A 24,962-nucleotide genomic window follows, 5' to 3' on the forward strand; every position below is an offset into this window, starting at 1 on the left:
GTGACCGACACCGACCTCGCAGCGATCTGGAACGCCGCGACGAACCAGCTCGCTGACGGGCTCGACTCTGCGCAGCAACGGGCTTATCTGCGGATGACCCGGCTGCGCGCGATCGTCGAGGACACCGCGCTGCTCTCGGTGCCGGACCCGTACTCGCGCGACATGATCGAGAGCCGGCTGCGCCCGGTCATCACCGAAGCACTCTCGCGGCTGCTCGGCCGGCCCATCCAGGTCGCCGTCACCGTGCGCCCGCCGGAGGACGCACCGCCGCTGCCGGCTCCGTCGGCATCGCACTGGTCGAACGGCGCGACCGGCGGCCACATGGTCGGCGAGCAGGCGACCGAACGGATCCCGGAGCACCGGGTCAGCGAGCACCGCGTCTCCGAGCACCGGGGCGTCGCCCAGGTCCCGCAGCAGCCGGAGCACGACCGCCTGTTCGAGCTCCCCGGCGACAACACGCCTACCGACTACGCGAAGGCGGCCGACTACAGCGGCGACTACAAGCAGCCGGAGTACGGCAAGCCGGCCGATTACAACGGCCCGACCGACTACAACAAGCCGGCCGACTACAACAAGCCCCCGGAGTACAACAAGCCGGGGGAGTACGGCAAGCCCGCCGACTCCTGGCGCAACGAGCACTCCGGCACCGCGGTCGAGGCCGCCGCCCAGGACGGCGGGCGTTACGAGCCGCCGAAGTACGAGTCCCAGTACAGCCAGCGCGAGATCCAGCGCGACGACCCGCCGCCGCGTCCGTCGACGCCCGGCACGGGCCGCGAGGACCGCCGCGGCGCCACCACGCCCTCCGGAGACTCCGCGGGAAACCGGCTCAATCCGAAGTACACCTTCGAAACGTTCGTCATCGGCAGCTCGAACCGTTTCGCGCACGCGGCGTCGGTGGCGGTGGCCGAGTCGCCGGCCAAGGCGTACAACCCGCTGTTCATCTACGGCGGCTCCGGGCTGGGCAAGACGCACCTCCTGCACGCCATCGGGCAGTACGCCACGATGCTCGGCAATGCGCGGTTCGTGCGCTATGTGTCGACGGAGGAGTTCACCAACGAGTTCATCAACAGCCTGCGCGACGACAAGACGCAGGCGTTCCAGCGGCGGTACCGCGACGTCGACATCCTGCTGATCGACGACATCCAGTTCCTGGAGACGCGCGAGCGGACCCAGGAGGAGTTCTTCCACACGTTCAACACGCTGCACAACGCGAACAAGCAGATCGTGATCAGCTCCGACCGCTCCCCGCGGCAGCTGGCCACGCTGGAGGACCGGCTGCGCACGCGGTTCGAGTGGGGCCTGCTGGCCGACATCCAGCCGCCGGACCTCGAGACCCGTATCGCGATCCTGCAGAAGAAGGCGGCCCAGGAGCGGCTGTTCGCGCCGCCGGACGTGCTGGAGTTCATCGCCTCGCGCATCGCCTCGTCCATCCGCGAGCTCGAGGGCGCGCTGATCCGGGTCACGGCGTTCGCCAACCTGACCCGGTCCCCGGTGGAGCTCAGCCTGGCCGAGGAGGTGCTGCGTGACTTCATCCCCGACGGCTCGGGCCCGGAGATCACGGCGGACCAGATCATGGCGTCGACGGCCGACTACTTCGGGGTGAGCCTGGAGGACCTCCGCGGCCACAGCCGGTCGCGGGTGCTCGTCAATGCGCGCCAGGTGGCGATGTACCTCTGCCGCGAGCTCACGGACCTGTCGCTGCCCCGCATCGGGCAGGCGTTCGGCGGCCGCGACCACACCACGGTGATGCACGCCGACCGCAAAATCCGGCAGCAGATGGCCGAGCGGCGATCGCTGTACAACCAGATCGCGGAGCTGACGAACCGCATCAAGCAGACGACCTGACCCCGCTTATCCACAGGAAATCGGTCATCCACCGGCCTTCTGCACAGCTTGTGGAGAGCATGTTGTCCACAAGCTGGACGCGGGGCTGACCTGTACCGAGTCGCCAAATGGCCACATGTTATCCACACTCCGCCCACAGGCCGGCCCCGGTTATCCACACGGCTTTTGCGGGCCCCGGGCCTCGGTTATCCCCAGTTTCCACAGTCTGTCCACAGAAAATCTGTGGATAACTTCTTTCCGGTTGGCTTTAGAAGAAGAGTGACCGAGCGGCTACGGAGAGTCCACAGTTGGTTTCCACAGCCTGTGGATAACTCCTGGGGATCATGTGTGGAGAACATGTGGATGCATCCGGAGGGTGAGTGGACAACCTACCGAACGTGAGTGAGGTTCGGGCCACACGTTATCCACAGGCGGAGGAAAACCCTGGGGATTACCGGTGGACAACCGGTGGACAAAGGCTGTGGACAAACCTTCATCCACAATCCACAGGGTTCTGCACACCGGCTCGTGCACAGGTTGTGCTCAGGCGTACAAGTGGCTTGAGCTGCGAAAAGGGCCGTTATCCACAGTTTCCACACCACCTACTATTACGAAGTATTTTTCTTTTAAAGAGAGAAGAAAAACAATCATCGGGGTGTGGGCAGAGGTGGGGTGCCGGATTCGCCGGGGCCGGTGCACGAGCGGAGCTCGCAGGCCCTAAGGTTCGATGAGCGAGCCGGAGGACGGCCCCCGCTCAGACGACGAACCCACCTCAGCCACGACTACAGGCCGCCAGGACGTACGCCCCGGAGCGAAAACCCGGCGGGCCGCGGACCTGGTGCGCGCCGAACGGCGAACATGTAGTACCGAAGAGAATGCGGGAGGACCGCGATGAAGTTCCGAGTCGAGCGCGACGCGCTCGCCGATGCCGTCGCCTGGACGGCCAAGAGCCTGCCCAGCCGCCCCTCGGTGCCCGTGCTCGCCGGCGTGCTGCTGCGCGTCGCCGACGGCCGCCTGCAGGTGTCCGGCTTCGACTACGAGGTCTCGAGCCAGGTCACCGTCGAGGTCCAGGCCGACGCCGACGGTGCGACGCTCGTCTCCGGCCGGCTGCTCGCCGAGATCACCAAGTCGCTGCCGAACAAGCCCGTGGATGTGGCCGCGGTCGGTTCGCACGTCGAGATCACGTGCGGCAGCGCCCGGTTCACGCTGCCGACGATGCCCGTCGAGGACTACCCGAGCCTGCCGGAGATGCCCGAGTCGGCCGGCTCCGTCGAGGCCGCCGTGTTCGCCGGAGCCGTCTCACAGGTCGCCATCGCCGCCGGCCGCGACGACACGCTGCCGATGCTCACCGGCGTGCGGATGGAGCTCGAGGGCAACACGCTCACGCTGCTGGCCACCGACCGCTACCGGCTCGCCGTGCGCGAGCTGCTGTGGCACCCGGACGAGCCGGACATCAGCATCGCCGCCCTGGTGCCGGCGCGCACGCTCGACGACACCGCCAAGACCCTCGGCCCGCTCGGCGGCACTGTCGCTGTCGCGCTGTCGCGGGGCAAGCTCGGCGAGGGCATGATCGGCTTCGCGGGCGGCACCCGGCGCACCACGTCCCGGCTGCTGGAGGGCGACTTCCCAAAGGTCCGGGCGCTGCTGCCGGACAACCACAACGCCCAGGCCCGGGTGCCGGTCTCGGCGCTCAACGAGGTCGTCCGGCGCGTCGGGCTGGTCGCCGAGCGGCAGACCCCGGTGCGGCTGTCCTTCAGCGCCGACGGGCTCGTGGTCGAGGCCAGCGGCAGCGAGGACGCCAAGGCCAGCGAGGCGATGGACTGCCAGTACGAAGGCGAGCCGATGACGATCGCCTTCAATCACCAGTATCTCCTGGACGGCCTCAAGGCACTGGACGCACCCATTGCCGCGTTGCAGTTCACTGATCCGAAGAAGCCTGCGGTCATGCGCCCGGCGTCGGATGATGGAGAGGTCACTCCTGGCTATACGTATCTGATCATGCCGGTTCGCATCGGCAGCTGATTCGGAGGCACCGCAAATGCAGCTCGGTCTCATCGGCCTGGGTCGGATGGGCTTCAACATGCGCGAGCGGCTACGGGCCGCCGGGCACGAGGTCATCGGCTTCGACCACCACCCCGACGTCACCGACGTGTCGTCCCTCAACGAACTTGTCGAAAAGCTCGCCGCGCCGCGCGTGGTCTGGATCATGGTCCCGGTACAGTTCACCGAGCCCACCATCGACGAGCTTTCGGGCCTGCTGGCGTCCGGTGACATCGTGATCGACGGCGGCAACTCGCGGTTCAGCAACGACCGGCCGCGGGCCGAGCGGCTCGGCACCAAGGGCATCGGCTACCTCGACGTCGGCGTGTCCGGCGGCATCTGGGGCCGGACCAACGGCTACGCGCTGATGGTCGGCGGCGAGAAGAAGTACGTCGAGCACTGCCAGCCGATCTTCGACGCGCTCAAGCCGGCCGGCGAGTTCGGGTTCGCGCACGCCGGCGGCCCCGGTGCCGGGCACTACGCGAAGATGGTCCACAACGGCATCGAATACGGCATGATGCACGCCTTCGCCGAGGGCTACGAGCTGCTCGAGGCGTCGGAGTACGTCGACAACATCCCCGAGGTCATCAAGAGCTGGCGGGCCGGGTCCGTCGTGCAGTCCTGGCTGCTCGACCTCCTCGACCGCGCCCTCGACGAGGACCCCCAGCTCGCCGGCATCAAGGGCTACGCCGACGACACGGGTGAGGGCCGTTGGACCGTCGAAGAGGCGATCCGACTGGCAGTACCGATGAATGTCATTGCGGCTTCGCTCTTTGCTCGTTTCGCTTCGCGTCAGGAGGACTCTCCGGCGATGAAGGCCGTGGCCGCGCTGCGCAATCAGTTCGGCGGCCACGCGGTCAAGAAGGACTGAATTTGTACGTCCGGGGCCTGGAGCTCGTCGATTTCCGCAGCTATCAGCGAGTCGTCGTCGAACTGGGCCCCGGACCGTGCGTGCTCGTGGGGCCGAACGGGGTCGGCAAGACCAACCTCGTCGAGGCGATGGCCTACGTGGCCACCCTCGAGTCGCACCGGGTCGCCACCGACGCGCCGCTCGTCCGCTTCGGCACCCCGCGCGCCGTCGTGCGCTGCGCCGTCGTCCACGACGAGCGCGAGCTGCTCATCGAGCTCTCGATCGAGCCGGGCAAGGCGAACAAGGCGCGCCTCGGCCGCTCGGCCGTCACCCGCACGCGCGACATTCTCGGGGCCCTGCGCCTGGTGCTCTTCGCGCCGGAGGATCTCACGCTGATCCGCGGAGACCCTTCAGAGCGGCGGCGGTACCTCGATGAGCTCCTCGTCGCCCGCCAGCCCCGCTTCGCCGGCGTCCGCAGCGACTACGACCGGGTGCTGAAGCAGCGCAACGCCCTGCTCAGGAGCGCCTACCTGGCCCGCAAGACCGGTGGGACCCGCGGCGGGGACCTCTCCACGCTGAACGTGTGGGACGTGCACCTCGCCGAGCACGGCGCCCGCCTGGTCCGGGCCCGCCTGGACCTCGTGGACGCGCTCGCGCCGCACGTCGCCAAGGCCTACGCCGCGGTCAGCGCGAGCCGCTCGGACGCGCGGATCGCCTACAGCTCGTCGTACCCCCAGAGCGAGAATCTGGAAGAGGCACTCCTCGCGGCGCTGGCCGAGTCGCGGCCGCAGGAGATCGAGCGCGGAGTGACGCTTGTCGGCCCGCACCGCGACGAGCTCACGCTGACCCTCGGTGCGATGCCGGCGAAGGGGTACGCCAGCCACGGCGAGTCGTGGTCCTATGCGCTCGCGCTGCGGCTGGCCGCCTACGACCTGCTCCGGGACGACGGCGTCGAGCCGGTGCTCATCCTCGACGACGTGTTCGCCGAGCTCGACGCGGGCCGCCGGGAGCGGCTCGCCGAACTGGTCGGCGGGGCGAGTCAGGTAATCGTGACCTGCGCGGTGGAAGATGATGTGCCGTCGACATTGCGCGGCATGCGTTTCGAGGTCGGCGGTGGGGAGGTCCGGCGTGTCTGAGGTACCGGATAAATCGGGCATCGAGCTGGCCCGGGCGGCCGTCGAGGCCGCACTGACCAAGCACCGGGCGCAGCCGCGCCGCAAGTCGGTGGTCGACTCGCAGTCGCGCCGCCGCGGGGGCTACACCGGACCGGGGCCGGACCCGCGGGACCCTCAGCTCTTCGGCTCGGTGCTGGAACGCCTGGTCAAGCAGCGCGGCTGGGCCCAGCCGACCCGCGAGGCGCGGATCTTCGGTGAGTGGGAGAAGGTCGTCGGCGCGGACATCGCGGCGCACAGCCGGCCGGTCAAGCTGGAGGACGGCGAGCTCACCATCGAGGCCGAGTCGACCGCGTGGGCGACCCAGCTGAAGATGCTCGCGGCCAAGCTGCTGGCCGGCATCGCGCGTGAGGTCGGTCACAACGTAGTCAAGCGACTGCACATCCAGGGGCCGAACCGCCCCTCATGGAGCAGCGGTCCGCTACGGGTCCGGGGCCGTGGGCCCCGCGACACCTACGGCTGACAGTTCTCCTCGCCGAGCCCCGGGCGGCGGCCCCTCAGAAGTCGGCGTAGACCGCGAAGCCGCGGTTGGCGCACCGGCGGTAGAACTTCGCCAGCACGTCGAGCTCGGAGATCGAGTAGGACCACTGCGGCGCGTTGCCGGCGTCGTCCCGCAGCGCGTCCAGGCGGCTTTGCAGCCACCGCAGTTGCTGCTCGGCGAGGCGGGAGCCCTCGAGGGCCTTGCGCAGCACCGAGCTCACGGTCTCGAACGTGATCTCGTCGCCGTATTCGGCGTGGCCGACGACGAACCGCTCTAGCCCGCCGGCGATCCAGGCGCAGTCGTCCGGGCTGATGACCGGATCCTCATCCTCGGCGGCCGCGTCTGTGGCGAAGAGCACGCCGTTGAGTCCGAAGAGGAGGTCGACGAGCTCGGTGTATCCCGTGACCCGCACAGTCCCCGTCTTGGCCACGTGATCGGCCAGCGTGGCGGCCGGCCCGGCGTGCAGCGGCAGCTTCTCGGCCAGGTCGGCGAAGTCGACGAACTCGGCCGGTGCGACCGGGTCGTAGAACCGACCGGTGCGCGGCCACTGCACGGCGACGTTGTCCAGCCCCACCGCGCACCCCCCTTGTCATCAACTTCGACGCGCCCGCCCCCGCGGCGGGGAACATACGGCACGAACGGCCCCTTGCGCGACCCCCGGAAGCTCCAAAAGCCCAATCTCGCTGCGGTACTGCCTGTGCCGCCCGCCACCAGGCTGGAGCCCCCCTCCCGCATGGGGGGACCTTCAACCCGCACCGTTCGGGCCGCTACGACGATTACAGGCACCGTCCCGGTGCGAAAATGTCGCACGGACACAGTAGGATTGGACCGGCTAGAGAACAGTCGATCACATCCCGCGTGTGCGTCACAGCGGTGGTCGGTTCGCCGGAAGTCCGGGCGCCCGTCAGCGGGGTGCCGACTGCCAGTGTGCCTGCTTCCGCCCCGGCGCGCCCGCACCGACTCCGCACGAGACCCGGGACGCCCACAGCGTGGCCGGCCAGTGCGAGAAAGCGACCGAGGGTGGCAGTAAACAAGCCCGAACAGTCCTACGACTCCTCTTCGATCACCGTCCTCGAGGGGCTCGAGGCGGTCCGCAAGCGGCCCGGTATGTACATCGGCTCCACGGGCGAGCGCGGCCTGCACCACCTGGTGTGGGAGGTCGTGGACAATGCGGTTGACGAGGCGCTGGCCGGCTTCTGCGACACGATCGAGGTGACCCTCCTCGCCGACGGCGGTGTGCGGGTCGTGGACAACGGCCGCGGCATCCCGGTCGACATGCACCCCAAAGAGAAGCGGCCCACCGTCGAGGTCGTCCTGACCGTCCTGCACGCCGGCGGCAAGTTCGACGGCCAGGCGTACGCGGTCTCCGGTGGTCTGCACGGCGTCGGCATCTCGGTCGTCAACGCGCTCTCGACGCGCATCGACCTGGAGATCCACAAGGACGACTTCGTCTGGCGCCAGCGCTACAACAACTCGAAGCCCGAGCCGCTGCAGAAGGGCGAGCCGACCGACCGGACCGGCACCAGCGTCACCTTCTGGCCCGACCCGACGATCTTCGAGACGACGACGTTCGTCTACGAGATCATCTACCGGCGCATCCAGGAGTACGCCTTCCTCAACCGCGGCCTCACGATCGCACTGCGCGACGAGCGCCCGGATACGCCGGAGGAGAAGCGCGAGGTCGTCTTCTGCTACGAGAACGGCATCGCCGACTTCGTGCGGCACCTCAACGCGACAAAGACCCCGATCCACCGCACCGTCGTGGAGTTCGGCTCCGAGGGTGACGGCATCGCTGTCGAGATCGCCATGCAGTGGAACGAGTCCTACGGCGAGAGCGTCTACACGTTCGCCAATACGATCAACACGCACGAGGGCGGCACCCACGAAGAGGGGTTCCGCAGCGCGCTGACGTCGGTCGTGAACAAGTACGGCGCCGACAAGAAGTTCCTCAAGGGCGACGAGAAGCTCACCGGTGAGGACATCCGCGAGGGCCTCGCCGCGATCATCTCGGTGAAGCTGGCCAACCCGCAGTTCGAGGGCCAGACCAAGACCAAGCTCGGCAACACCGAGGCGCGCAGCTTCGTGCAGAAGGTGTGCAACGACCGGCTGGTGGACTGGTTCGACCGCAACCCGGCCGAGGTCAAGACCATCATCACCAAGGCCTCGCAGGCCGCCCGGGCCCGCATCGCCGCCACGCAGGCCCGCAAGCTGGCCCGCCGCAAGTCGCTGCTCGAGTCCGGCTCGATGCCGGGCAAGCTGGCCGACTGCCAGTCCAACGACCCGCGCCTGTGCGAGGTGTTCATCGTCGAGGGCGACTCGGCCGGGGGCTCGGCCAAGCAGGGCCGTGACCCGCGGGTCCAGGCGATCCTGCCGATCCGCGGCAAGATCCTCAACGTGGAGAAGGCGCGCATCGACCGCGTGCTGAAGAACAACGAGGTCCAGGCGCTGATCACCGCCCTGGGCACCGGCATCCACGACGAGTTCGACATCGAGAAGCTGCGCTACCACAAGCTCATCCTGATGGCCGACGCCGACGTCGACGGCCAGCACATCCAGACCCTGCTGCTGACGCTTGTCTTCCGGTTCATGCGCCCCCTGATCGAGCTCGGGCACGTGTATCTTGCGGCACCCCCGCTGTACAAGATCAAGTGGAACAAAAAGGGCGATGACGCGCAGTACGCGTACACCGACCGTGAGCGAGACGGCCTGATCGAGCTGCGCCAGCGGTCCAAGCCCAATGCCAAGCCGGACGACATCCAGCGCTTCAAGGGCCTCGGGGAGATGAACTACCCGGAGCTCTGGGAGACCACGATGAACCCGGAGACCCGGATGCTCCGCCAAGTGACCTTGGACGACGCTGCAACCGCGGATGAGCTCTTCAGCGTCCTCATGGGCGAAGACGTAGAAGCTCGCCGCTCGTTCATTCAGCGCAACGCCAAGGACGTCCGGTTCCTCGACATCTGATCCGTGCCGGCTAGAGAAGAAAAGGATTACCAAGCGTGACGGAACCGACTTCCACCCCTGAGAACCCGGAAGAGACTCCGGCTGAGGGTGGGTCTGCGGTCGCCAGCCGTATCGAGCCGGTCGGCATCGAAGTCGAGATGCAACGCTCCTACCTCGATTACGCGATGAGCGTGATCGTCGGACGAGCCCTGCCCGACGTGCGTGACGGCCTCAAGCCCGTGCACCGCAAGATCCTCTACGCGATGTTCGACGGCGGATACCGCCCCGACCGCGGCTACGTGAAGTGCGCCCGCGTCGTCGGCGACGTGATGGGTAACTACCACCCCCACGGCGACGCCTCCATCTACGACGCTCTCGTGCGTATGGCGCAGAGCTGGTCGCTGCGCTACCCGCTCATCGACGGCAACGGCAACTTCGGCTCGCCGGGCAACGACCCGGCCGCCGCCATGCGATACACCGAGGCCCGCCTCGACCCGCTGGCCATGGAAATGCTGCGGGACATCGACGAGGAGACCGTCGACTTCGTCCCCAACTACGACGGCCGGGCCCAGGAGCCCACGATTCTGCCGTCGCGCATCCCCAACCTGCTGGTCAACGGCAGCACGGGCATCGCCGTCGGCATGGCGACGAACATCCCGCCGCACAACCTGCGGGAGATCGCCGCGGCCGTCCAGTGGTGCCTCGACCACCCGGATGCCGACGAGGCCGAGACCCTCGACGAGCTGATCGGCATCGTCAAGGGCCCGGACTTCCCCACCAAGGGCCTCATCGTGGGTACCGCGGGCATCATCGACGCCTACCGCACGGGCCGCGGATCCATCCGCATGCGCGCCGTGGTCGAGGTCGAGGAGGACACTCGCGGCCGGACCATCCTCGTGGTGACCGAGCTGCCGTACGCGGTCAACCCGGACAACCTGGCCGAGCGGATCGCCGACCTGGTGAAGGAGGGCAAGCTCGCCGGCATCGCCGACATCCGCGAGGAGTCCTCCGGCCGCACCGGCATGCGCCTGGTGATCGTGCTCAAGCGCGACGCCGTCGCCAAGGTGGTGCTCAACAACCTCTACAAGCACACGCAGCTGCAGGAGACCTTCGGCGCCAACATGCTGGCGCTCGTCGACGGCGTGCCCCGCACGCTCAACCTCGCGCAGTTCGTGCGGCACTACGTGGCCCACCAGGTCGACGTCATCGAGCGGCGCACCCGCTACCGGCTGCGCAAGGCCGAGGAGCGGGCCCACATCCTGCGCGGCCTGGTCAAGGCCCTGGACATGCTCGACGAGGTGATCGCCCTCATCCGGCGGTCGCCGAGCGCCGAGGAGTCCAAGAACGGCCTGATGAACCTCCTGGACATCGACGACATCCAGGCCACCGCGATCCTCGACATGCAGCTGCGCCGGCTCGCCGCGCTGGAGCGCCAGCGGATCTTCGACGAGTTGGCGAAGATCGAGATCGAGATCGCCGACTACAAGGACATCCTGGCCCGGCCCGAGCGAGTGCGTCAGATCATTTCCGACGAACTCGCCGAGATCGTCGCACGCCGCGGCGACGAACGCCGCACTCAGGTCATCCCGTTCGACGGTGAGGTCTCCATGGAGGACCTCATCGCCCGCGAGGACGTTGTGGTGACGATCACGCGGACGGGGTACGCCAAGCGCACGAAGGTCGACCTCTACCGCTCGCAGAAGCGCGGCGGCAAGGGCGTCTCCGGGGCGACGCTCCGGCAGGACGACATCGTCAGCCACTTCTTCGTGTGCTCGACGCACGACTGGATGCTGTTCTTCACGAATAAAGGTCGGGTCTATCGGGCAAAGGCCTATGAACTGCCCGAGGCGCAGCGGTCGGCGAAGGGTCAGCACGTCGCCAACCTGCTCGCCTTCCAGCCCGAAGAGCACATCGCGCAGGTGATCGAGATCCCGAACTACCAGGTGGCGCCGTATCTCGTCCTGGCGACCAAGGACGGGCTCGTCAAGAAGACCCGGCTCGAGGAGTTCGACTCCAACCGGTCGGGCGGGGTCATCGGCATCAACCTGCGCGAGAACGACGAGCTGGTCGGCGCGGCCCTGCTCGGCCCGGAGGACGACCTCCTCCTGGTCAGCAAGCAGGCTCAGGCCATCCGGTTCACGGCCAACGACGAGGCGCTGCGGCCCATGGGGCGGGCAACGTCCGGCGTGATCGGCATGCGGTTCACCGACGGTGACGAACTGCTGGCCATGGAAGTGGTACGCGAAGGCATGGATCTGGACGTCTTGGTGGCCACCGACGGTGGTTTTGCCAAGCGGACGCCCATCGAGGAGTATCCGGTGCAAGGGCGCGGCGGCAAGGGCGTCCTGACCGCTAAAATCACGTCGCGGCGCGGTGGTCTCGTCGGCGCGGTGGTGATCGACCCGGATGACGAGTTGTTCGCCATCACCTCCAACGGTGGCGTGATCCGGACTCCAGTGAAGCCTGTACGGCGTACGAGAGATCGGAACACAATGGGGGTCAAGCTCATGGACCTTCCTGAGGGTGTGACCATCGTCGCGATCGCCCGCAACGCCGATGAGCCCGACGAACAGGACTAGTTGATGACAGACACACAGGCGAAGTCGGGGACCGCCTCGGCAACCGAAGAGGCCAAGCAGGCCGGAGAGGCTGCCATGACGGGATCTGACTCGGGGGCGCCTGCCGCCGGAGGAGAGCCTGGCTCGTCCAACGGAGCCGGCTCCTTCGGCTCCCTGGGCTCGAGTTCACTCGAGCACACGTCCGGCGGCACGCCGAAGTTCCAGCGTGCCCCGGGCATGGTCCCGCCGCCGGACTCCCTGACGGTGCCGATCCAGCCGGCATCGGCGCCTCCGGCCGTCCCGACCAGCGGCGCGGGCATGGGCAGCACGGCCACGGGCACGGCCAGCGTCTCGGCCATCGCCCGGGCCGCCGTCCGTACCCCGGCCGCCGCCGCAACCCAGGCCATCAACACGCCGACCCCAGCGGTCAGCGGCTCGGCCCGGGTCACGGAGGCCGTCCGCGCGGCCCGCAAGACGGTCAGCTCCGCCGTGGGCCGCGGTCCCCGCCGCGCCCGCCTGCACCTCAAGCGGATCGACCCGTGGTCGGTGATGAAGTTCGCCTTCGCCGTGAGCTTCGTCCTCTTCGTCGTCCTCATCGTCGCCACCTCGGTCCTCTACCTGGCCCTGGACGCGATGGACGTCTTCAAGAGCATCAACAAGCTCCTGGCCGACCTCGTCAGCTCCACCGGCGGCTCCGGCTCCGACACCTTCCGCATCACCGCGAAGGGCGTCATCGGCGGCGCCGCCCTCCTGGGCGTGGTCAACGTCGTCCTCTTCACGGCCCTGGCCACCCTGGGCTCGTTCATCTACAACGTGTGCGCCGACCTGGTCGGCGGCATCGAGCTCACGCTTGCCGAAAAGGACTGACCTGCGGTTTCTCTCCCCCTGGCGTCGGCGCGCCGCGTCAGGGGGGAACCGGTTTGAGGCGGGCGTGGGAGGTACGGTAACCTTCTGTTCGCACCGCTACGGGGGCTCGGATTCCGTGGACGAGTGTTGTGCTGGGGCTATAGCTCAGTCGGTTAGAGCGCAGAGCTGATAACTCTGAGGTCGCTGGTTCGATTCCAGCTAGCCCCACATGTGGAAAAAGGTGCTCCTGGTGGTCGCCGTTGTCGGAGCCACCGCTTACGTCGCGAAGCGAGTCAAGGCCGCCAACGAAGAGCGCGCCCTGTGGCACGAGGCGACGACTGCCCCGGACCTGCGTTAGTCTGTAGCCCGACCCCGAGCGGGGGCGTAGCTCAACTGGCAGAGCACCGCCTTTGCAAGGCGGGGGTTAGGGGTTCGAGTCCCCTCGCTTCCACCCTTCACGGCGCCTGGCCTGCTGTTTTGAGGGCGCTAAGATTGCCCCGATCAGTTTCGACTCTCTCCGGGCTTTTTGCAGAGCCGCCCCGATCGCACCGCGCTGCCTTGACCGCTCGGTCCACCAGTGCACGTAGGTCCCCAGCGTGATCGTGACGTCTTGTGCCGCAGCGCCCGCTGGACCTCCTGTGGCTCGACGTGCTGCGAGATCAGCGTCGGGGCGAAGAAGTGCCGCAGCGCGCGGAACCCGGCGTGCTCGATGTCCGGCCAACCGGCTTTCGCTCGCCACTTCGCCCTCTCGCGCGACCAGATTCTGTCGGTAATCGGATTCTCGTGCCGGGTGGTGAACAGCAGCCGTGCGGTCCGGCACCGCGGCTCACCCGACGTGATGTCGAGCATCTGGAGCTCCACCGGCGGGAACGCTTTGATGTGCTCCCGGATCTTCTCCGCGACGACCGCGTCCAGTCGACCGTCCCCGACGAGCCCGACTTCGGCCCGCTCAGGTAGAAGCCGCCGTGCGTCCTGGGTGAGTACCGCAGTTGCTGAACAACGTGGAGCTCCTCCTCCGCGAAGTCGAAGCACCGCTCACCCACTTCGACGCCGATCGCCTCCGACGGTCGCAGCCCCGCGCCGGCCCCGAGCCAGACCGCCGCCTCCCACCTCGGCGGGACCACTCGAGCAGCTTCAGGACTTGGTCCTCGGTCGAAATCCACTTCGGGCACGGGACACGCCGTTGAGGATCTTGGCCAGGCGGACGCTGGCGCACGGCTTGTCGGGCATGACCTTGTCCGCGACGGCGGCCGCGCAGATCGCGTCGAGCAGCTCGAAGTACAGCTTGATCGACGACTTGGCCTTGCCCTCACCGAGTTGCCGAGCGAGCCACTCCAGCACCTCTGTCAGCGTGATCGACCGCATCGCCGAGTTGCCGAACGCGGGGACGAGGTGCACCCGGAGGTTCGACACCACCCGGTCCCGGGTCTCCACCGCCCAGCCGGTCTCCCGCGACAGCCGCCACCGCTTCGCGTACTCCTTGAACGCGACGTTCAGCGCCGGCGGGTTGAGCTGCGTCTCAGGGACCAGCCGGGCGCGCCTGGACGTCGAAGTCCTCGGCATCCTCTTTGCGGGCGAAGTTCCGCGCGCAGGCTCGCCGTTGGCGTCCAGGTACCGAACCTGCCAGCGCATCCCGCGCCCGTGCTTCGACGAGGGACCGGAGCAGGATCTTGCCGGCGAGCCTGATGCCGCCGGCGCCGGTGAGGGCGAGGGCGAGGGCGACCGGGAAGCGGCGGCTGCTGCTCGCCGCGGCCGCCGCGATCGTCGTGCTGGGAGGTGGGGCGGCGGCGGTCGCAGTGCACGGCGCCGAGGAGCCCCCACCCGGCAGTCAGGCGGTCTACGAGGGGGACGGCTTCAGGTACGGACCCATCATCCAACCCATGGCCTTCGTGCAGGGGGCTCAGATCACCCTGCCGTTGAGAGCCGCCGCGTACGAGAGTCAGCAGGGGCAGTACAACCACATCGGCATCATTTCGTGGAACGCCGTGTTCGACGACGAGCCCGGTGGGAACGCGACGATCATCCGGCCGCAGGAGCGGGATACGTGGTTCGACGCGCAATGGGTGAGGCGGGTCGTCGTCAAGCAGCTGCCGCCGGTCTTTCCCAACGAGCAGTCCCGGCAGTACTACCAGCGGCACCCGAACGCGCACCCGATCACCACGACGGCGCCCGAGGTCGATGACTTCAACCCCGGGGATCAGCCCGCCGCGGCCGGCCCGATGCCGACGACCGCGGCGGACATCGGCGAGCGGATCGCCAAACAGCAGGACCCGGCCGACCCGCGGGCAATTGTTTCGCTCATCGTCGATATGTCGAGCATTTACCTGCTCCCGGTCGAGGCGCGCACGGCGCTCATCGACCGCCTCACGAAAACGGCCGGGGCCGAGTGGATCGGGCTGACCACCGATCGGGCCGGGCGGGCGGGGATCGGCGTGAAGGTGCAGGCGAAGGAGGTGACGGAGATCCTCGTCTTCGAACCCGCCACGGGTGTGCTGCTGGCGTGGGACGAGGTCGACCGGGCCGGGATCATCCAGGGTGCGACGCTGTTCGTCAAGGCGGAGCGGACCGAGCGCATGGAGTGACCGTTACGGAAAACGTGGTCTGGGTAACAGATCTGCATCGAGGTTCGGGAGGTCAGGCACATGACGATGCAGACGGTCAGGGACGTGATGACCACGAATGTGGTCTATCTGCCCAGTGAGACCACGCTTGCCGAGGCGGCACGGACCATGCGGGAGCAGGATATCGGCGATGTGGTGGTGGCCGACGGGCCGGAGCTTTCCGGGCTGGTCACCGACCGGGACATTGTCGTGCGCGCGGTGGCGGAGCGGTGCGACCCGGCCGCGACGACGATCGGCGAGATCCTCACCAAGGAGCTGGTGACGGTCCGGCCGGAGGATTCGATCCACTCGGCCGCGCTCCTGATGCGTGACCAGGCGGTCCGGCGGGTGCTGGTCTGCGACGACAACAACGGGCTCGTCGGGATCGTGTCGATCGGCGATCTGGCCGAGGAGATCGACCCCGATTCGGTGCTCGGCGGCATCAGCAAGGCCGAGCCGAACAACTAGGAATCCGTATCGAGGCGGGCGTGCAGATGCATGTCGTGCCAGCCGTCCGCGTGGAGCAACGCGCCGCGCTGCACGCCCTCCGCCGGAAATCCCGCCGCGACCGCCACCTTGCACGACGCCGGATTGTCCATCGAATGCCGGACCACGAGCCGGTGCAGTCCGAGCGATCCGAACGCCCACGAAGACATGGCCGCAAGGGCCCGTGGCGCAATCCGCCGGCCGCGATACGAGGGCAGCGTCCAGTACGAGATCTCGGCCTCGCCATCGACGAAGTTCAGCGTCCGTAGGCCGATCTGCCCGGCGACGGCATCGTCGAGCGTCACCGCCCAGCCCGCCCGCGACTCGGTGCTCCAGCGCTCCGGCCACGCCGCCAGCCAGCCCGCCGCCTCGCTGTCGTCCATCGAGCGGCAGTGCCAGCGCTGAATGTCCGGGTCGGAATACGCCGCGACGACCGCCGGCTGATCGGCGAGCTGCCACGGGCGCAGCACGACACCGTCGAAGGACAGGGTGGGTTGCCTGAGCGCGGCCAACGTTCCGGGCTGCACCACATCGGCGACGAGACTCGGCACAGCGGTACGTTAGCAAGGTGGAGATGCCCCGCAAGCTGGCCGCGATCGTCGACGAGTTCGCGACCGCCCCGCGCGACGTCGTGCTCGAGATGCTGCTGGAGTTCTCCGACGCCGTCCCCCCGCTCCCGCCCGAGCTCGAGGGCCACGAGGGCATGGAGCAGGTGCCCGAGTGCCAGACTCCATTCTTCCTCAAAGCCGAGGTGACAGAGCAGAAGACTGTCCGGTTGTACTTCCAGTGCCCGCCCGAAGCCCCGACGACTCGAGCGTTCGCGGGGATCCTGAGCGAGGGTCTCGAGGGAGCGACGGCCGACGAGGTCCTGGCGGTGCCGGCCGACCTGTATCAGCGGATGGGGCTGGCCCAGGCGATCAGTCCGCTGCGCGTGCGCGGCGGGACGGCGATCCTGCAGCGCCTCAAGCGCCAGGTGTCAGAGCGCCAGACCCTCGACAACGGTGACGCCCGGGATTGAGGCGAGCACCGCGCCCGGCAGCACGATCTTGCTGGCCCGCCGCCCGCTGCCGATGACCGCCGACTCGACCGGGACCACGCGCGAGTCGACGTAGACGGGCCAGTCGGCGGGCAGCCCGATCGGGGTGATCCCGCCGTACTCCATGCCGGTGAGCCCGACGGCGTCGTCCATCGGTGCGAAGCTCGCCTTGCGGGTGCCGAGCAGCCGGCGCACGGCGCCGTTCACGTCCGCGCGGGTGGTTGCCAGGACCACGCACGCGGCGTACACACCAGATGGTTTGCCTAAAACAATCACGCAGTTGGCTGATTGTTCTAGGCCGACGTCGTAGGCCGCGCAGAATGCCGCGGTGTCGGCAAGCTCGGGATCGATGGGCGCCGCCTGCACGCGGTCGGCTCCGGGCAGCTGCAGCAGCGCGGCGTGCACGGGGGCGGCGAGCAGTTCGGGCGCGCTGAGCGCCGGGGAGAGATCGAGCTTCAAGATCAGCGTCCGTCGTCCAGGGCCAGGGCCTTCATGAAGATGCCGCCGATTTTCGACGGGTCCGACGCGATGAAGACCGCGCCGCCCGTGGCGTCGACGATGCGCTGCATCTCCGCCTGGTTCACCTCGGAGCCGACCCCGATGATGATGATCTGCACCGGCTGGTCGGCCTTCTCGGCGCGCTGCAGCGAGCTGACCAGCCCGTCGAGCGAGATCCCGCTCGGGTCGTTGTTGCGGCCGCCGGTGATGACGACCACCGAGTTCCCGCGGCCGGTGTCCCAGCCCTGCTGGACGTTCTGGTAGGCGGCCAGGATCGTGTCGTACAGACCGCTCCCGCCCTTGGGGTTCGGCTTGAGGCCCCCGAGGGCGCCGCGTAACTGGTCGCGCTGGGTGGTGAGCGGGCCGATCGGGACAAGCGACTGGTAGTCGTGGCCGCCGGGCATCTCCGTGGAGAAGCACCAGAGCCCGACGGCCCACGTGTCGGGGAACAGGTCCAGGCCACCCTGGGCGGCCTGGACGGCGACCTGCGCCTTCGTGAGCCCGCCGGCCGTCGGCACCGGCTTGCCCATCGCCGACGACACGTCGACGACGGCAAGCATCCGCGACGGCTGGGTGATCTCGATCCACATCTGCATCGCCTTGTTGATCACCCCGGCCTCGGGCACCGGGGTGACCTGGCCGCCGGGCGGGGCGCTCGGGCTGAGCGTCATGCCGGTGCCGACCGAGCCGTCGTTGGCCCGCAGCTGGTGCTGGGCCAGCTGGTTGCGGAACGCGGCGCCGATCAGCTGCTGGCGGAACGCGTCGGCCGCCGCCTCGCGGTCCGGGGCCAGCCGCGGCATCGCGGCGTAGGGGAAGTCCAGGGCGATGGGGGCCGGGTCCGGGTACACCGCGATCAGCGGCACGGCCGGCCCGGCGGCGTTGTAGGCGTGCAGCGCCTGTTCGGACAGTGGCGCCAGCGTGACCGAGGTGGACAGGGTGCGCGGGTCGGCGTCGCGCGGGAACCGCCCGATGAGGCCGGACTGCTGCTCGGACTTGCCGGACATCAGCGACTTGACGGCGCCGACCGTCAGCGCGTCGCCCTCCGGCCCGAACTGGTCCTTCACCGACTCCATCGCGACGAGCGTCGACACGCCTACCGAGTCGCGCTGGGGGTCGACGATGCCGGGCACGATCCGGGTGTCGCCGACGATCTGCTCGAGCACCTGCTTCCACGTGACCTTGTTCTCGACCCAGCCGAGCTGCTTCGCGGTGGGCTCGGGCACCGCGAGCACGATCGGGCTGCGGGCCAGGGACGGAGCGGCCAGGGTCACCAGATCCTCGCGGGCCGCGCGCATGCGCTGCAGCCAGATGGAGGAGTCCGGCACCCAGACCTGGGGCACCTGCGTCTTGCCGTCGGCCTGACCGAGGCCGGGCACCGTTGCCCCGCTCTCGCCGGCGATGGCGGCGGCGACCTCACTGGAGGCGACCGAAACCACGTCAACGGCGACACACTCGTCGTTGACCCGGGGATTGGTCTTCATCCACTGGTTCGCGACGTCCTTGATCACCGGCGCGATCTCCGGGCTGGCCGCGACGGACAGGCGCACCGTCCCGGAGCAGCCCGACGTCGACATCGCCCGGTACCCGCCGTACACGGCACCGATGGCGACGAGGGGAAGGATCGTGCCGGCCGCGATGGCGACGAACCCGTTGCTCCTCAGGTCCGTAGCCCGATGCCGTCCTCTCACGGGTACCAATATTCCCTAGATAAGCGGTTCGTGGGTCACGCGTTCGGCCAATCGTGAAGGTGTTTCGCGGGCTTTCGACACACTCCGCTCTCGCGGACTCACGGTGCGTTGCGCTGGCTTTGCAGAGCCTTAATTAGCGCGGCGATCAAATCCCGCCGTCGTGCATTTCCACCGTCCGGGCGCCAGGTGCAGGCGACGTCCAGACCGACCACGCGCCCGGTCGCGACCAGCGCACCGACCGCGGCCAGCAGCGCGCTCGCGGTGGGTCCACCGTCGACCGGAAACATCAAACCGGGCAGTTCCGCCGGATCTACAACGTCCAGATCCACGTGAACCAGAAACTTACCGTCCGGAGGACGAATTGCATTCACGTCGTACCGCATGAGCGTAGCTCCGGCCAGAAATTCGACCTCGGCGGGATCGAGATCGCGCGCGTCGGCGAGCACCGCCCGCTCCTGCGGGACCGGCCGCAGGCCGAGCCGCTCGGCGATGAGCTCGGGCCGATAGCCGACGAGCAGACGCAAGGGCATTCCGCCGATGTACCCCGAGGTCGTCGTCTCCAGCGTCTGCACATCGCCGTGCGCGTCGAACCAGACCACGCCCACCGCTTCTTGCGGGTTCCCCTGTCGCTGGAGGCCGGCCATCACGCCGAGCGACACCATGCAGTCGCCGGAGATCACGATCGGCACCGGCTCCTTCGCCACCGCGTCGGCGACATTGCCGTAGAGCGTGGCCAGGCGGGCCCAGATGTCGCCGTCGGGCAGGTCGGCGGTCACCGTGGTCGTGGGCCCGGCCGGCAGGTCGTCCGTGAGCCCGTCACGCCGCTCGTCGAGGTGGTACGGCACAAAGATCATGGGGCGAACATAGCCGTCAATGGTGTGGTGTAGCGCAAAGTCGCTTTCGTGGGCCGGAGGCCCCTGACAGGATGCGAACGTGGCGCAGTACGGAAGTTTCGTGGCGGTGGGTGACAGCTTTACCGAGGGCCTTGACGATCCTCGGCCGGACGGGATCGGATACCGCGGCTGGGCCGACCTGGTGGCGGGGTGCCTGGCAACCGGTTGTCCGGATTTCCGGTACGCCAACCTCGCCGTTCGCGGCCGCCTGTTCGACAACATCGTGGCCGAGCAGGTCCCGCTGGCCATGGCCATGAAGCCGGACCTGATCAGCTTCGCCGGCGGCGGCAACGACGCGATGCGCCGCACGTTCGAGCACGACGCGCTCATTGCCAGGTTCGACCGCACCATCGAGAAGCTGCGCGCCACCGGCGCCGACGTCGTCATGTTCCGCTGGGCCGACCTCTCGGGCCGGATGCCCGGCGGCAAGATGCTCCGCCCCCGCGTCGACCTGCTCAACAACGCCATCGAGGACGTCGGCCGCAAGCACGGCGCCCACGTCGTCAGCCTGTGGGACGACCCGGAGTTCGCCAACCCGCGCCTGTGGGGCATCGACCGCCTGCACCTGTCCCCGGCCGGCCACCGCCGCGTGGCCGCGCACGTCCTGACCGAGCTGGGCGTCGCGTGCGACCCGGACTGGCTGGCCGCCCCGCCGCCGCCGGAGGAGCTGTCGTGGATGTCGCGCAAGGCCGCCGACGCGAAGTGGGCGACCCAGCACCTGGCCCCGTGGGTGAAGCGCCGGCTGACCGGTAAGTCCTCGGGCGACCGGGTCACGGCCAAGCGGCCCGAGCTGGCTCCCCTCAACGAGTAGCGGGCCCCCTTGCCGCGCCGCGGACCCGTCTATCGCTGCGCCTCGTAGTAGCCCTTCATCGACGGGTAGTAGTCGTCGAAGTCCGGCTTCGGCCCGTCCTCGCGCGCGGCGACCAGCGCGTCGAGGTAGAACTCCCAGCCGGGGCCGATGTCCTCGACGCCTGCGCCCTCGGCTCCGGTCAGGTGCTGGGTGAAGCGCAGCTCGGTGACGCCACCGCTCTCGGTCAGCTCCAGCTCCAGGTGCCACTCTCCGGCGGCCAGCGCCAGCCGGCGCGGCGGCTCGCAGGCGTCGATCGTCATGTCCGACCAGGGCTGCCCCTCCTCCTGCACCATCTGGACCTGGATGGTGCGCCCCGGGCCGGCCTCTCCCTTCCAGGCTCCGTACCAGCGGGCGGTGCGGTCCGGCTCGGTGACGCTGGCCCAGACATCGTCGATGGGCGCGCGGAACGTGCGGGTGAGGACGAGATCGTTGCCGAACAGCCGTCCGGTGGGGGTCGGGCTCATGCGGTCTTCTCCTGGGTCTCTCGGGGTTCATTCGTGCGGCGCTCGCGGCGGGTGCGGTACACCTCGGTCTCCAAGGCGTCGAAATGCCGCTGCCAACCGTCGGGCTGCCGGAGCCGCTCCAGCCAGCGGGCCAGCTCGTCGAGCGGGCCGGTGACCAGCTCGTAGACGCGTCGGCGGCCGTCGGCGGTGTCCTGGACGAGGCCGGCTTCGCGCAGCACCCGCAGGTGGCGGCTGACCGCGGGCCGGCTTATCGCGAACCGGTCGGCGATCTCCCCGGCCGACAGTGGCCTGTCGCGCAGCATGAGCAGGATCTCCCGCCGTACCTCGTCGGCTATCGCTCCGGCGGCGGCGTCCACGCTCGTCACGGCAAAAGCGTAACCTCTGGGTTACGCGTCGGGCAATGGGAGCTCACGGGTAAGGCCCCCGAGATGCTCCTCGGGGGCCTCGCCGTGTTCGTGGTGCTCGCTTCGCTCAGCCGCGGGAGCGGGGCAGGCAGCACTTCTTGTACTTGTTGCCGGACCCGCACCAGCAGGCCCCGTTGCGCTCCGGCGGCCAGGCGATGTGCCCGGCCCCGGCGGCCAGCCGATCGGCGTACCCGGCCCGCGTCTTCGCATCGGCCGGCGTGCCGTCGTTCTTCGCGGCGAACGCGGCGAGGCCGTCCACCTTGCCTTCGAGCAGTGTCCCTCCGGGCGCCCGGACCATCGCCCGCTCGAGCCGCGCGCGGTGCTCGTCCCAGGTCGCGCCGTAGGCCTCGGTCAGCTCCGGCCACTGCTCGACCAGCCGCGCGAACTCCGCCTGCGGCCAGAACAGCAGGTCGTCGGCCGCCTCCGCCCCGGCGGCCGCCCCGGCCACGGCCAGCCGGCTCTCGAGCCGCTCGGCGAGGTTGTCGTGCGCGTCGTGCTGCCGCCCGATGATGTGCCGGACCCGGTGCCGCTGCTGCAACAGGAAGAACAGGACTCCGGCATCCTCGGGATTGCGCGGCTCCGCGGCCTTCTCCCCGTCCGCGGACCGCTCGGCCAGCGCCACCCGCACCGCCTCGGTCAGCCACTCCTCGGCGACCTGGTGCCGCCCGCCGGCCGCCAGCGCCGCGCTGATGTACGCCGGCGCGTCGGCCTGGCTCCCGAGCAGCGGCCGCAGCGCTTCGAGCTCGGCGATCGCCTCGTCCTCGCGCCCGCCCCGGAACAGAATCCGGGCCCGCAACGCCCGAGCCGCTCCCGCCTCGCCGTCGTCGCGCCCCGCGTAGGCTTCGACGGCGCGCTCGACGTACTTGAGGGCGGCGTCGAGCTTGGACCGGCTCTCAGCAATCTCGGCCGCCACGAGCAGCGCAAACCCGGCGTCGTCGCGATCGGCCAGCCGCCCCGCATCGACGGCCTCAGCCAGCCCGGCGGCCACACCGAGCGGATCGGCGGTGCCGAGCGCGGACTGCCGAATCTCCCGGAGCTCAGCACCGGTGAGCTCACCTTTAGTCAACACAACGCCACGCTACTGCCGCCGCCCCGGCCCGCGCCGTTGATCTGCGTCTCACCCGCCCTGGGTCGGCAATCCCCGCCGGCACCCTCCGCGAGTAGGCCCCCGTCATGCGAGACCCGACGCTGACGTCGGTCGAAAACCCCGATCAAGCTGTGCTTCGAGCTGCTCGACGCCATCTGCACGGCCGCTGCGCAGGCAAGGCCATGCTGGGCAATCTCCGCGTTGGTGTGTGCCTGGCCGAAGATGCTCAATGGGGAGCCGCGGCGCCGAAGTGGATTCCGACAGGACCAGGTGGTGCGGCTCCTCGACGTTTGTCCCGCCGCGGTGGGAGGCGCCGGCCTGGCTGGGGGCTGGCGCGGGGCTGCGGCCGAGTGAGGCGATCGGCGTCGAGGGGGTGAGTGGTGCTCCGACCGTTATGGAAGAGGAGCTCGATGCCATCCAGTCACCGTGGCACTTACCCAGAACGCACGGCGGCTTCTACCCGAGCGGGCCGAAGTCGGGATCGTCTGGGCGGTCGGCTCGAACGCGATCGTCGCCGAGAAATCCGGGAGCACATCAAGGCGTTTCCGCCGGTGGAGCTCGAGATGCTCGACATCACATCGGGTAAGCCGCGTCAGCGGACGGTGTCGTTGTTGTTCACCACGCGGCACGGGAATCCGATTACCGACAGAATTTGGTGGCGGGAGAGGGCCAGCCGGGCCGGACATCGAGCACGCCGGCTCCATCCGCTGCGGCACTTCTTAGCCACGACGCTGATCTCGCAGCATGTCGAGCCGCAGGAGGTCCAGCGGGCGCTGCGGCACAAGACGCTCACCATGACGCTGGGGACCTACGTGCACTGGAGGCCCAAGCGGTCAAGGCAACGAGGTCTGATCAGGGGCGGCGTGGCAAAGAGCCCGGCGGTGACCGAAATGTGGTCCGGCGGATCTTGGCTAACCCAAAAGACCAGGCCGCACGCGCTACTTGCCGGTCACGGCGGCGATGCAGGAGGTGCGGATTCGGCCCAGGGTGGTCACCTGCAGCAGCGTCGGCGGCTCGCTCGGCCCGGTGACTGTGACGTCATAGAAGCGGCCGCTGTTGTCGAGCGTCGACCAGTCCTCGCGGTAGCGGACGTCGATCGAGACCGGGGCCGAGCCCGCCCACACCCGCTTCACGGCCGCGTTCGGAAGGCTGCTGCCCGGGCAGGTCACCGGCCTCGCCGGGCCGCCCTGCGCCGCCCCGGTCAAGTAGCCGGTGATCAAGTGCTCCTCGGCCGACCGGCCGGACCATTCGTAGCCCACCAGCGCGGCCGCGCTCACGGCCACGGCGGCAACGGAAATCACCGCCCACCACCGACCGCGCATGGCTGGAGAACATAAACCAAGAGCTAGGGTCGAAGCCATGGCTGTTGCTTCCGATCCGGCGCCGGAGTTCGCGGCGTACGCGCACCCCGAGCGGCTGGTGACCACCGCGTGGCTCGCCGCTCACCTCGGCGAGCCCGGGCTGGTCGTCGTCGAGTCCGACGAAGATGTGCTGCTCTACGGGACCGGGCACATTCCCGGCGCGGTGAAGGTCGACTGGCACACCGAGCTCAACGACCAGGTCACCCGCGACTACCTCGACGCCGAGGGGTTCGCCGCGCTCTGCCGGGCCAAAGGTATCGGCGCCGACGACACGATCGTGTTTTACGGCGACAACTTCAACTGGTGGGCCACCTACGCCCTGTGGGTGTTTGAGCTGTTCGGCCACCGTGACGTGCGCATTCTCGACGGCGGGCGGGCCAAGTGGGTCGCCGAGGGGCGGGACCTGACCAAAGAAGTGCCACAGCGCAAAGCGACGGACTACCCGGTCGTACCGCGAGACGACGCACGAATCCGAGCGTTCCGCGAGGACGTGCTGGAGCACATCAGGGCCGACAAGCCTCTGGTGGACGTGCGGTCGCCGGGCGAGTACTCCGGTGAGCTCCTGCACATGCCCGACTACCCGCAGGAAGGGGCGCTGCGGGGCGGGCACATCCCGGGAGCGGTCAACCGGCCCTGGAAGCAGGCGGCCCGGGAGGACGGCTCGTTCAAGCCGGCCGGCGAGCTGGCCGCGCTCTACGCCGATCTGGGCAAGGACGACGACGTCGTCGCCTACTGCCGGATCGGCGAGCGGTCGTCGCACACCTGGTTCGTGCTGACCCACCTGCTGGGCTACGAGCACGTGCGCAACTACGACGGCTCCTGGACCGAGTGGGGCAACCTCGTCCGGGTCCCGGTAGTGCAAGGGACCGCACCGAGATAGC

At 68.9% G+C, this 24,962-nt stretch carries 25 protein-coding genes, 2 tRNA genes and 1 pseudogene; 17 read left to right on the plus strand and 11 right to left on the minus strand.

Features of this window, described 5'->3' with window-relative positions:
• From dnaA to Dvina_RS00025, 5 genes are all read left to right on the plus strand, one after another.
• The gene (gene dnaA, locus Dvina_RS00005; RefSeq protein ID WP_246655927.1) at positions 1-1,845 is read left to right on the plus strand and encodes a chromosomal replication initiator protein DnaA; all 1,845 of its coding nucleotides are present in this window, start codon (positions 1-3) and stop codon (positions 1,843-1,845) included.
• 870 nt (positions 1,846-2,715) lie between these two features.
• Positions 2,716-3,846, plus strand: a complete 1,131-nt coding sequence (dnaN, locus tag Dvina_RS00010; RefSeq protein WP_223100308.1) for a DNA polymerase III subunit beta — start codon at positions 2,716-2,718, stop codon at positions 3,844-3,846.
• Positions 3,847-3,862: 16 nt separating this feature from the next.
• On the plus strand, positions 3,863-4,735 hold the full coding sequence (gene gnd / locus Dvina_RS00015) for a phosphogluconate dehydrogenase (NAD(+)-dependent, decarboxylating) (RefSeq protein ID WP_223100309.1): 873 nt from the start codon (positions 3,863-3,865) through the stop codon (positions 4,733-4,735).
• A 2-nt stretch (positions 4,736-4,737) separates the two neighbouring features.
• On the plus strand, positions 4,738-5,850 hold the full coding sequence (recF, locus tag Dvina_RS00020) for a DNA replication/repair protein RecF (protein WP_223100311.1): 1,113 nt from the start codon (positions 4,738-4,740) through the stop codon (positions 5,848-5,850).
• Complete coding sequence (locus tag Dvina_RS00025; protein ID WP_223100313.1) at positions 5,783-6,349, plus strand: DciA family protein; 567 nt, start codon at positions 5,783-5,785, stop codon at positions 6,347-6,349. Before recF ends, Dvina_RS00025 begins: the two co-directional genes overlap by 68 nt.
• Positions 6,350-6,383: 34 nt before the next feature.
• On the opposite strand, the gene Dvina_RS00030 is transcribed toward Dvina_RS00025, so the two are convergent.
• Complete coding sequence (locus tag Dvina_RS00030; protein WP_223100315.1) at positions 6,384-6,941, minus strand: hypothetical protein; 558 nt, start codon at positions 6,939-6,941, stop codon at positions 6,384-6,386.
• Between the two features lie 446 nt (positions 6,942-7,387).
• Between Dvina_RS00030 and gyrB the strand changes: the two genes are divergently transcribed.
• The 6 genes from gyrB (at position 7,388) to Dvina_RS00060 (ending at position 13,165) form a co-directional block, all read left to right on the plus strand.
• A complete protein-coding gene (gene gyrB, locus Dvina_RS00035) occupies positions 7,388-9,331 on the plus strand; it encodes a DNA topoisomerase (ATP-hydrolyzing) subunit B (RefSeq protein WP_223100317.1) in 1,944 nt (647 codons plus the stop codon).
• Positions 9,332-9,468: 137 nt separating this feature from the next.
• Complete coding sequence (gene gyrA / locus Dvina_RS00040; protein ID WP_246655929.1) at positions 9,469-11,889, plus strand: DNA gyrase subunit A; 2,421 nt, start codon at positions 9,469-9,471, stop codon at positions 11,887-11,889.
• A 3-nt stretch (positions 11,890-11,892) separates the two neighbouring features.
• Positions 11,893-12,735: a DUF3566 domain-containing protein gene (locus Dvina_RS00045; RefSeq protein ID WP_223100320.1), complete on the plus strand. Its 843-nt coding sequence runs from the start codon at positions 11,893-11,895 to the stop codon at positions 12,733-12,735.
• Between the two features lie 133 nt (positions 12,736-12,868).
• A tRNA-Ile gene (locus Dvina_RS00050) sits at positions 12,869-12,942 on the plus strand.
• A gap of 1 nt (position 12,943) precedes the next feature.
• Positions 12,944-13,072, plus strand: coding sequence for a DLW-39 family protein (locus Dvina_RS00055; RefSeq protein ID WP_223100322.1), 129 nt, complete (start codon positions 12,944-12,946; stop codon positions 13,070-13,072).
• 20 nt (positions 13,073-13,092) lie between these two features.
• Positions 13,093-13,165: transfer RNA gene (locus Dvina_RS00060), tRNA-Ala, on the plus strand.
• A 50-nt stretch (positions 13,166-13,215) separates the two neighbouring features.
• On the opposite strand, the gene Dvina_RS00065 is transcribed toward Dvina_RS00060, so the two are convergent.
• On the minus strand, positions 13,216-13,563 hold the full coding sequence (locus Dvina_RS00065; protein WP_223100324.1) for a site-specific integrase: 348 nt from the start codon (positions 13,561-13,563) through the stop codon (positions 13,216-13,218).
• 285 nt (positions 13,564-13,848) lie between these two features.
• A complete protein-coding gene (locus tag Dvina_RS00070) occupies positions 13,849-14,277 on the minus strand; it encodes a phage integrase central domain-containing protein (protein WP_246655930.1) in 429 nt (142 codons plus the stop codon).
• A 317-nt stretch (positions 14,278-14,594) separates the two neighbouring features.
• Here Dvina_RS00070 and Dvina_RS00075 point away from each other — a divergent pair, with 317 nt between their 5' ends.
• Positions 14,595-15,296 (plus strand): hypothetical protein, encoded by a 702-nt coding sequence (locus Dvina_RS00075; protein ID WP_223100325.1) that lies wholly within the window; start codon positions 14,595-14,597, stop codon positions 15,294-15,296.
• Between the two features lie 60 nt (positions 15,297-15,356).
• A complete protein-coding gene (locus Dvina_RS00080; RefSeq protein ID WP_223100327.1) occupies positions 15,357-15,782 on the plus strand; it encodes a CBS domain-containing protein in 426 nt (141 codons plus the stop codon).
• Here Dvina_RS00080 and Dvina_RS00085 read toward each other — a convergent pair.
• Positions 15,779-16,351, minus strand: coding sequence for a GNAT family N-acetyltransferase (locus tag Dvina_RS00085; protein WP_246655931.1), 573 nt, complete (start codon positions 16,349-16,351; stop codon positions 15,779-15,781). The genes Dvina_RS00080 and Dvina_RS00085 overlap by 4 nt on opposite strands.
• Before the next feature lie 23 nt (positions 16,352-16,374).
• Between Dvina_RS00085 and Dvina_RS00090 the strand changes: the two genes are divergently transcribed.
• Positions 16,375-16,818 (plus strand): SufE family protein, encoded by a 444-nt coding sequence (locus tag Dvina_RS00090; RefSeq protein WP_223105220.1) that lies wholly within the window; start codon positions 16,375-16,377, stop codon positions 16,816-16,818.
• Here Dvina_RS00090 and Dvina_RS00095 read toward each other — a convergent pair.
• The 3 genes from Dvina_RS00095 to Dvina_RS00105 form a co-directional block, all read right to left on the minus strand.
• Positions 16,777-17,298: a YbaK/EbsC family protein gene (locus Dvina_RS00095; RefSeq protein ID WP_380031526.1), complete on the minus strand. Its 522-nt coding sequence runs from the start codon at positions 17,296-17,298 to the stop codon at positions 16,777-16,779. The genes Dvina_RS00090 and Dvina_RS00095 overlap by 42 nt on opposite strands.
• Positions 17,298-19,022, minus strand: a complete 1,725-nt coding sequence (locus Dvina_RS00100) for a substrate-binding domain-containing protein (RefSeq protein ID WP_223100329.1) — start codon at positions 19,020-19,022, stop codon at positions 17,298-17,300. Before Dvina_RS00100 ends, Dvina_RS00095 begins: the two co-directional genes overlap by 1 nt.
• 98 nt (positions 19,023-19,120) lie before the next feature.
• Positions 19,121-19,876, minus strand: a complete 756-nt coding sequence (locus Dvina_RS00105; RefSeq protein ID WP_223100331.1) for an arginase family protein — start codon at positions 19,874-19,876, stop codon at positions 19,121-19,123.
• Positions 19,877-19,955: 79 nt separating this feature from the next.
• Between Dvina_RS00105 and Dvina_RS00110 the strand changes: the two genes are divergently transcribed.
• Positions 19,956-20,726 carry an SGNH/GDSL hydrolase family protein gene (locus Dvina_RS00110; protein WP_223100333.1) on the plus strand — a complete coding sequence of 257 codons (771 nt, stop codon included), beginning with the start codon at positions 19,956-19,958 and terminating at the stop codon, positions 20,724-20,726.
• A gap of 29 nt (positions 20,727-20,755) precedes the next feature.
• On the opposite strand, the gene Dvina_RS00115 is transcribed toward Dvina_RS00110, so the two are convergent.
• From Dvina_RS00115 to Dvina_RS00125, 3 genes are all read right to left on the minus strand, one after another.
• Positions 20,756-21,229: an SRPBCC family protein gene (locus Dvina_RS00115; protein ID WP_223100335.1), complete on the minus strand. Its 474-nt coding sequence runs from the start codon at positions 21,227-21,229 to the stop codon at positions 20,756-20,758.
• Positions 21,226-21,594 carry a metalloregulator ArsR/SmtB family transcription factor gene (locus Dvina_RS00120; RefSeq protein WP_380031338.1) on the minus strand — a complete coding sequence of 123 codons (369 nt, stop codon included), beginning with the start codon at positions 21,592-21,594 and terminating at the stop codon, positions 21,226-21,228. The genes Dvina_RS00115 and Dvina_RS00120 overlap by 4 nt, the downstream gene beginning before the upstream one ends.
• A 106-nt stretch (positions 21,595-21,700) precedes the next feature.
• Positions 21,701-22,702: an SEC-C domain-containing protein gene (locus tag Dvina_RS00125; RefSeq protein ID WP_223100337.1), complete on the minus strand. Its 1,002-nt coding sequence runs from the start codon at positions 22,700-22,702 to the stop codon at positions 21,701-21,703.
• Between the two features lie 581 nt (positions 22,703-23,283).
• Between Dvina_RS00125 and Dvina_RS55615 the strand changes: the two are divergent.
• Positions 23,284-23,487 (plus strand): annotated as a pseudogene (locus Dvina_RS55615) (site-specific integrase); the annotation flags it as partial.
• Between the two features lie 171 nt (positions 23,488-23,658).
• On the opposite strand, the gene Dvina_RS53935 reads toward Dvina_RS55615, so the two are convergent.
• Entirely contained in the window at positions 23,659-24,042 is a 384-nt protein-coding gene (locus tag Dvina_RS53935) for a hypothetical protein (protein WP_246655932.1), read from the minus strand.
• 37 nt (positions 24,043-24,079) lie between these two features.
• On the opposite strand from Dvina_RS53935, the gene Dvina_RS00135 reads away from it, so the two are divergent.
• On the plus strand, positions 24,080-24,961 hold the full coding sequence (locus Dvina_RS00135; protein ID WP_223100341.1) for a sulfurtransferase: 882 nt from the start codon (positions 24,080-24,082) through the stop codon (positions 24,959-24,961).
• The last annotated feature ends 1 nt before the right edge of the window (position 24,962 follow it).

The sequence above is a fragment of the Dactylosporangium vinaceum genome, from assembly GCF_019904175.1.
GTDB classification, from domain to species: Bacteria; Actinomycetota; Actinomycetes; order Mycobacteriales; family Micromonosporaceae; genus Dactylosporangium; species Dactylosporangium vinaceum.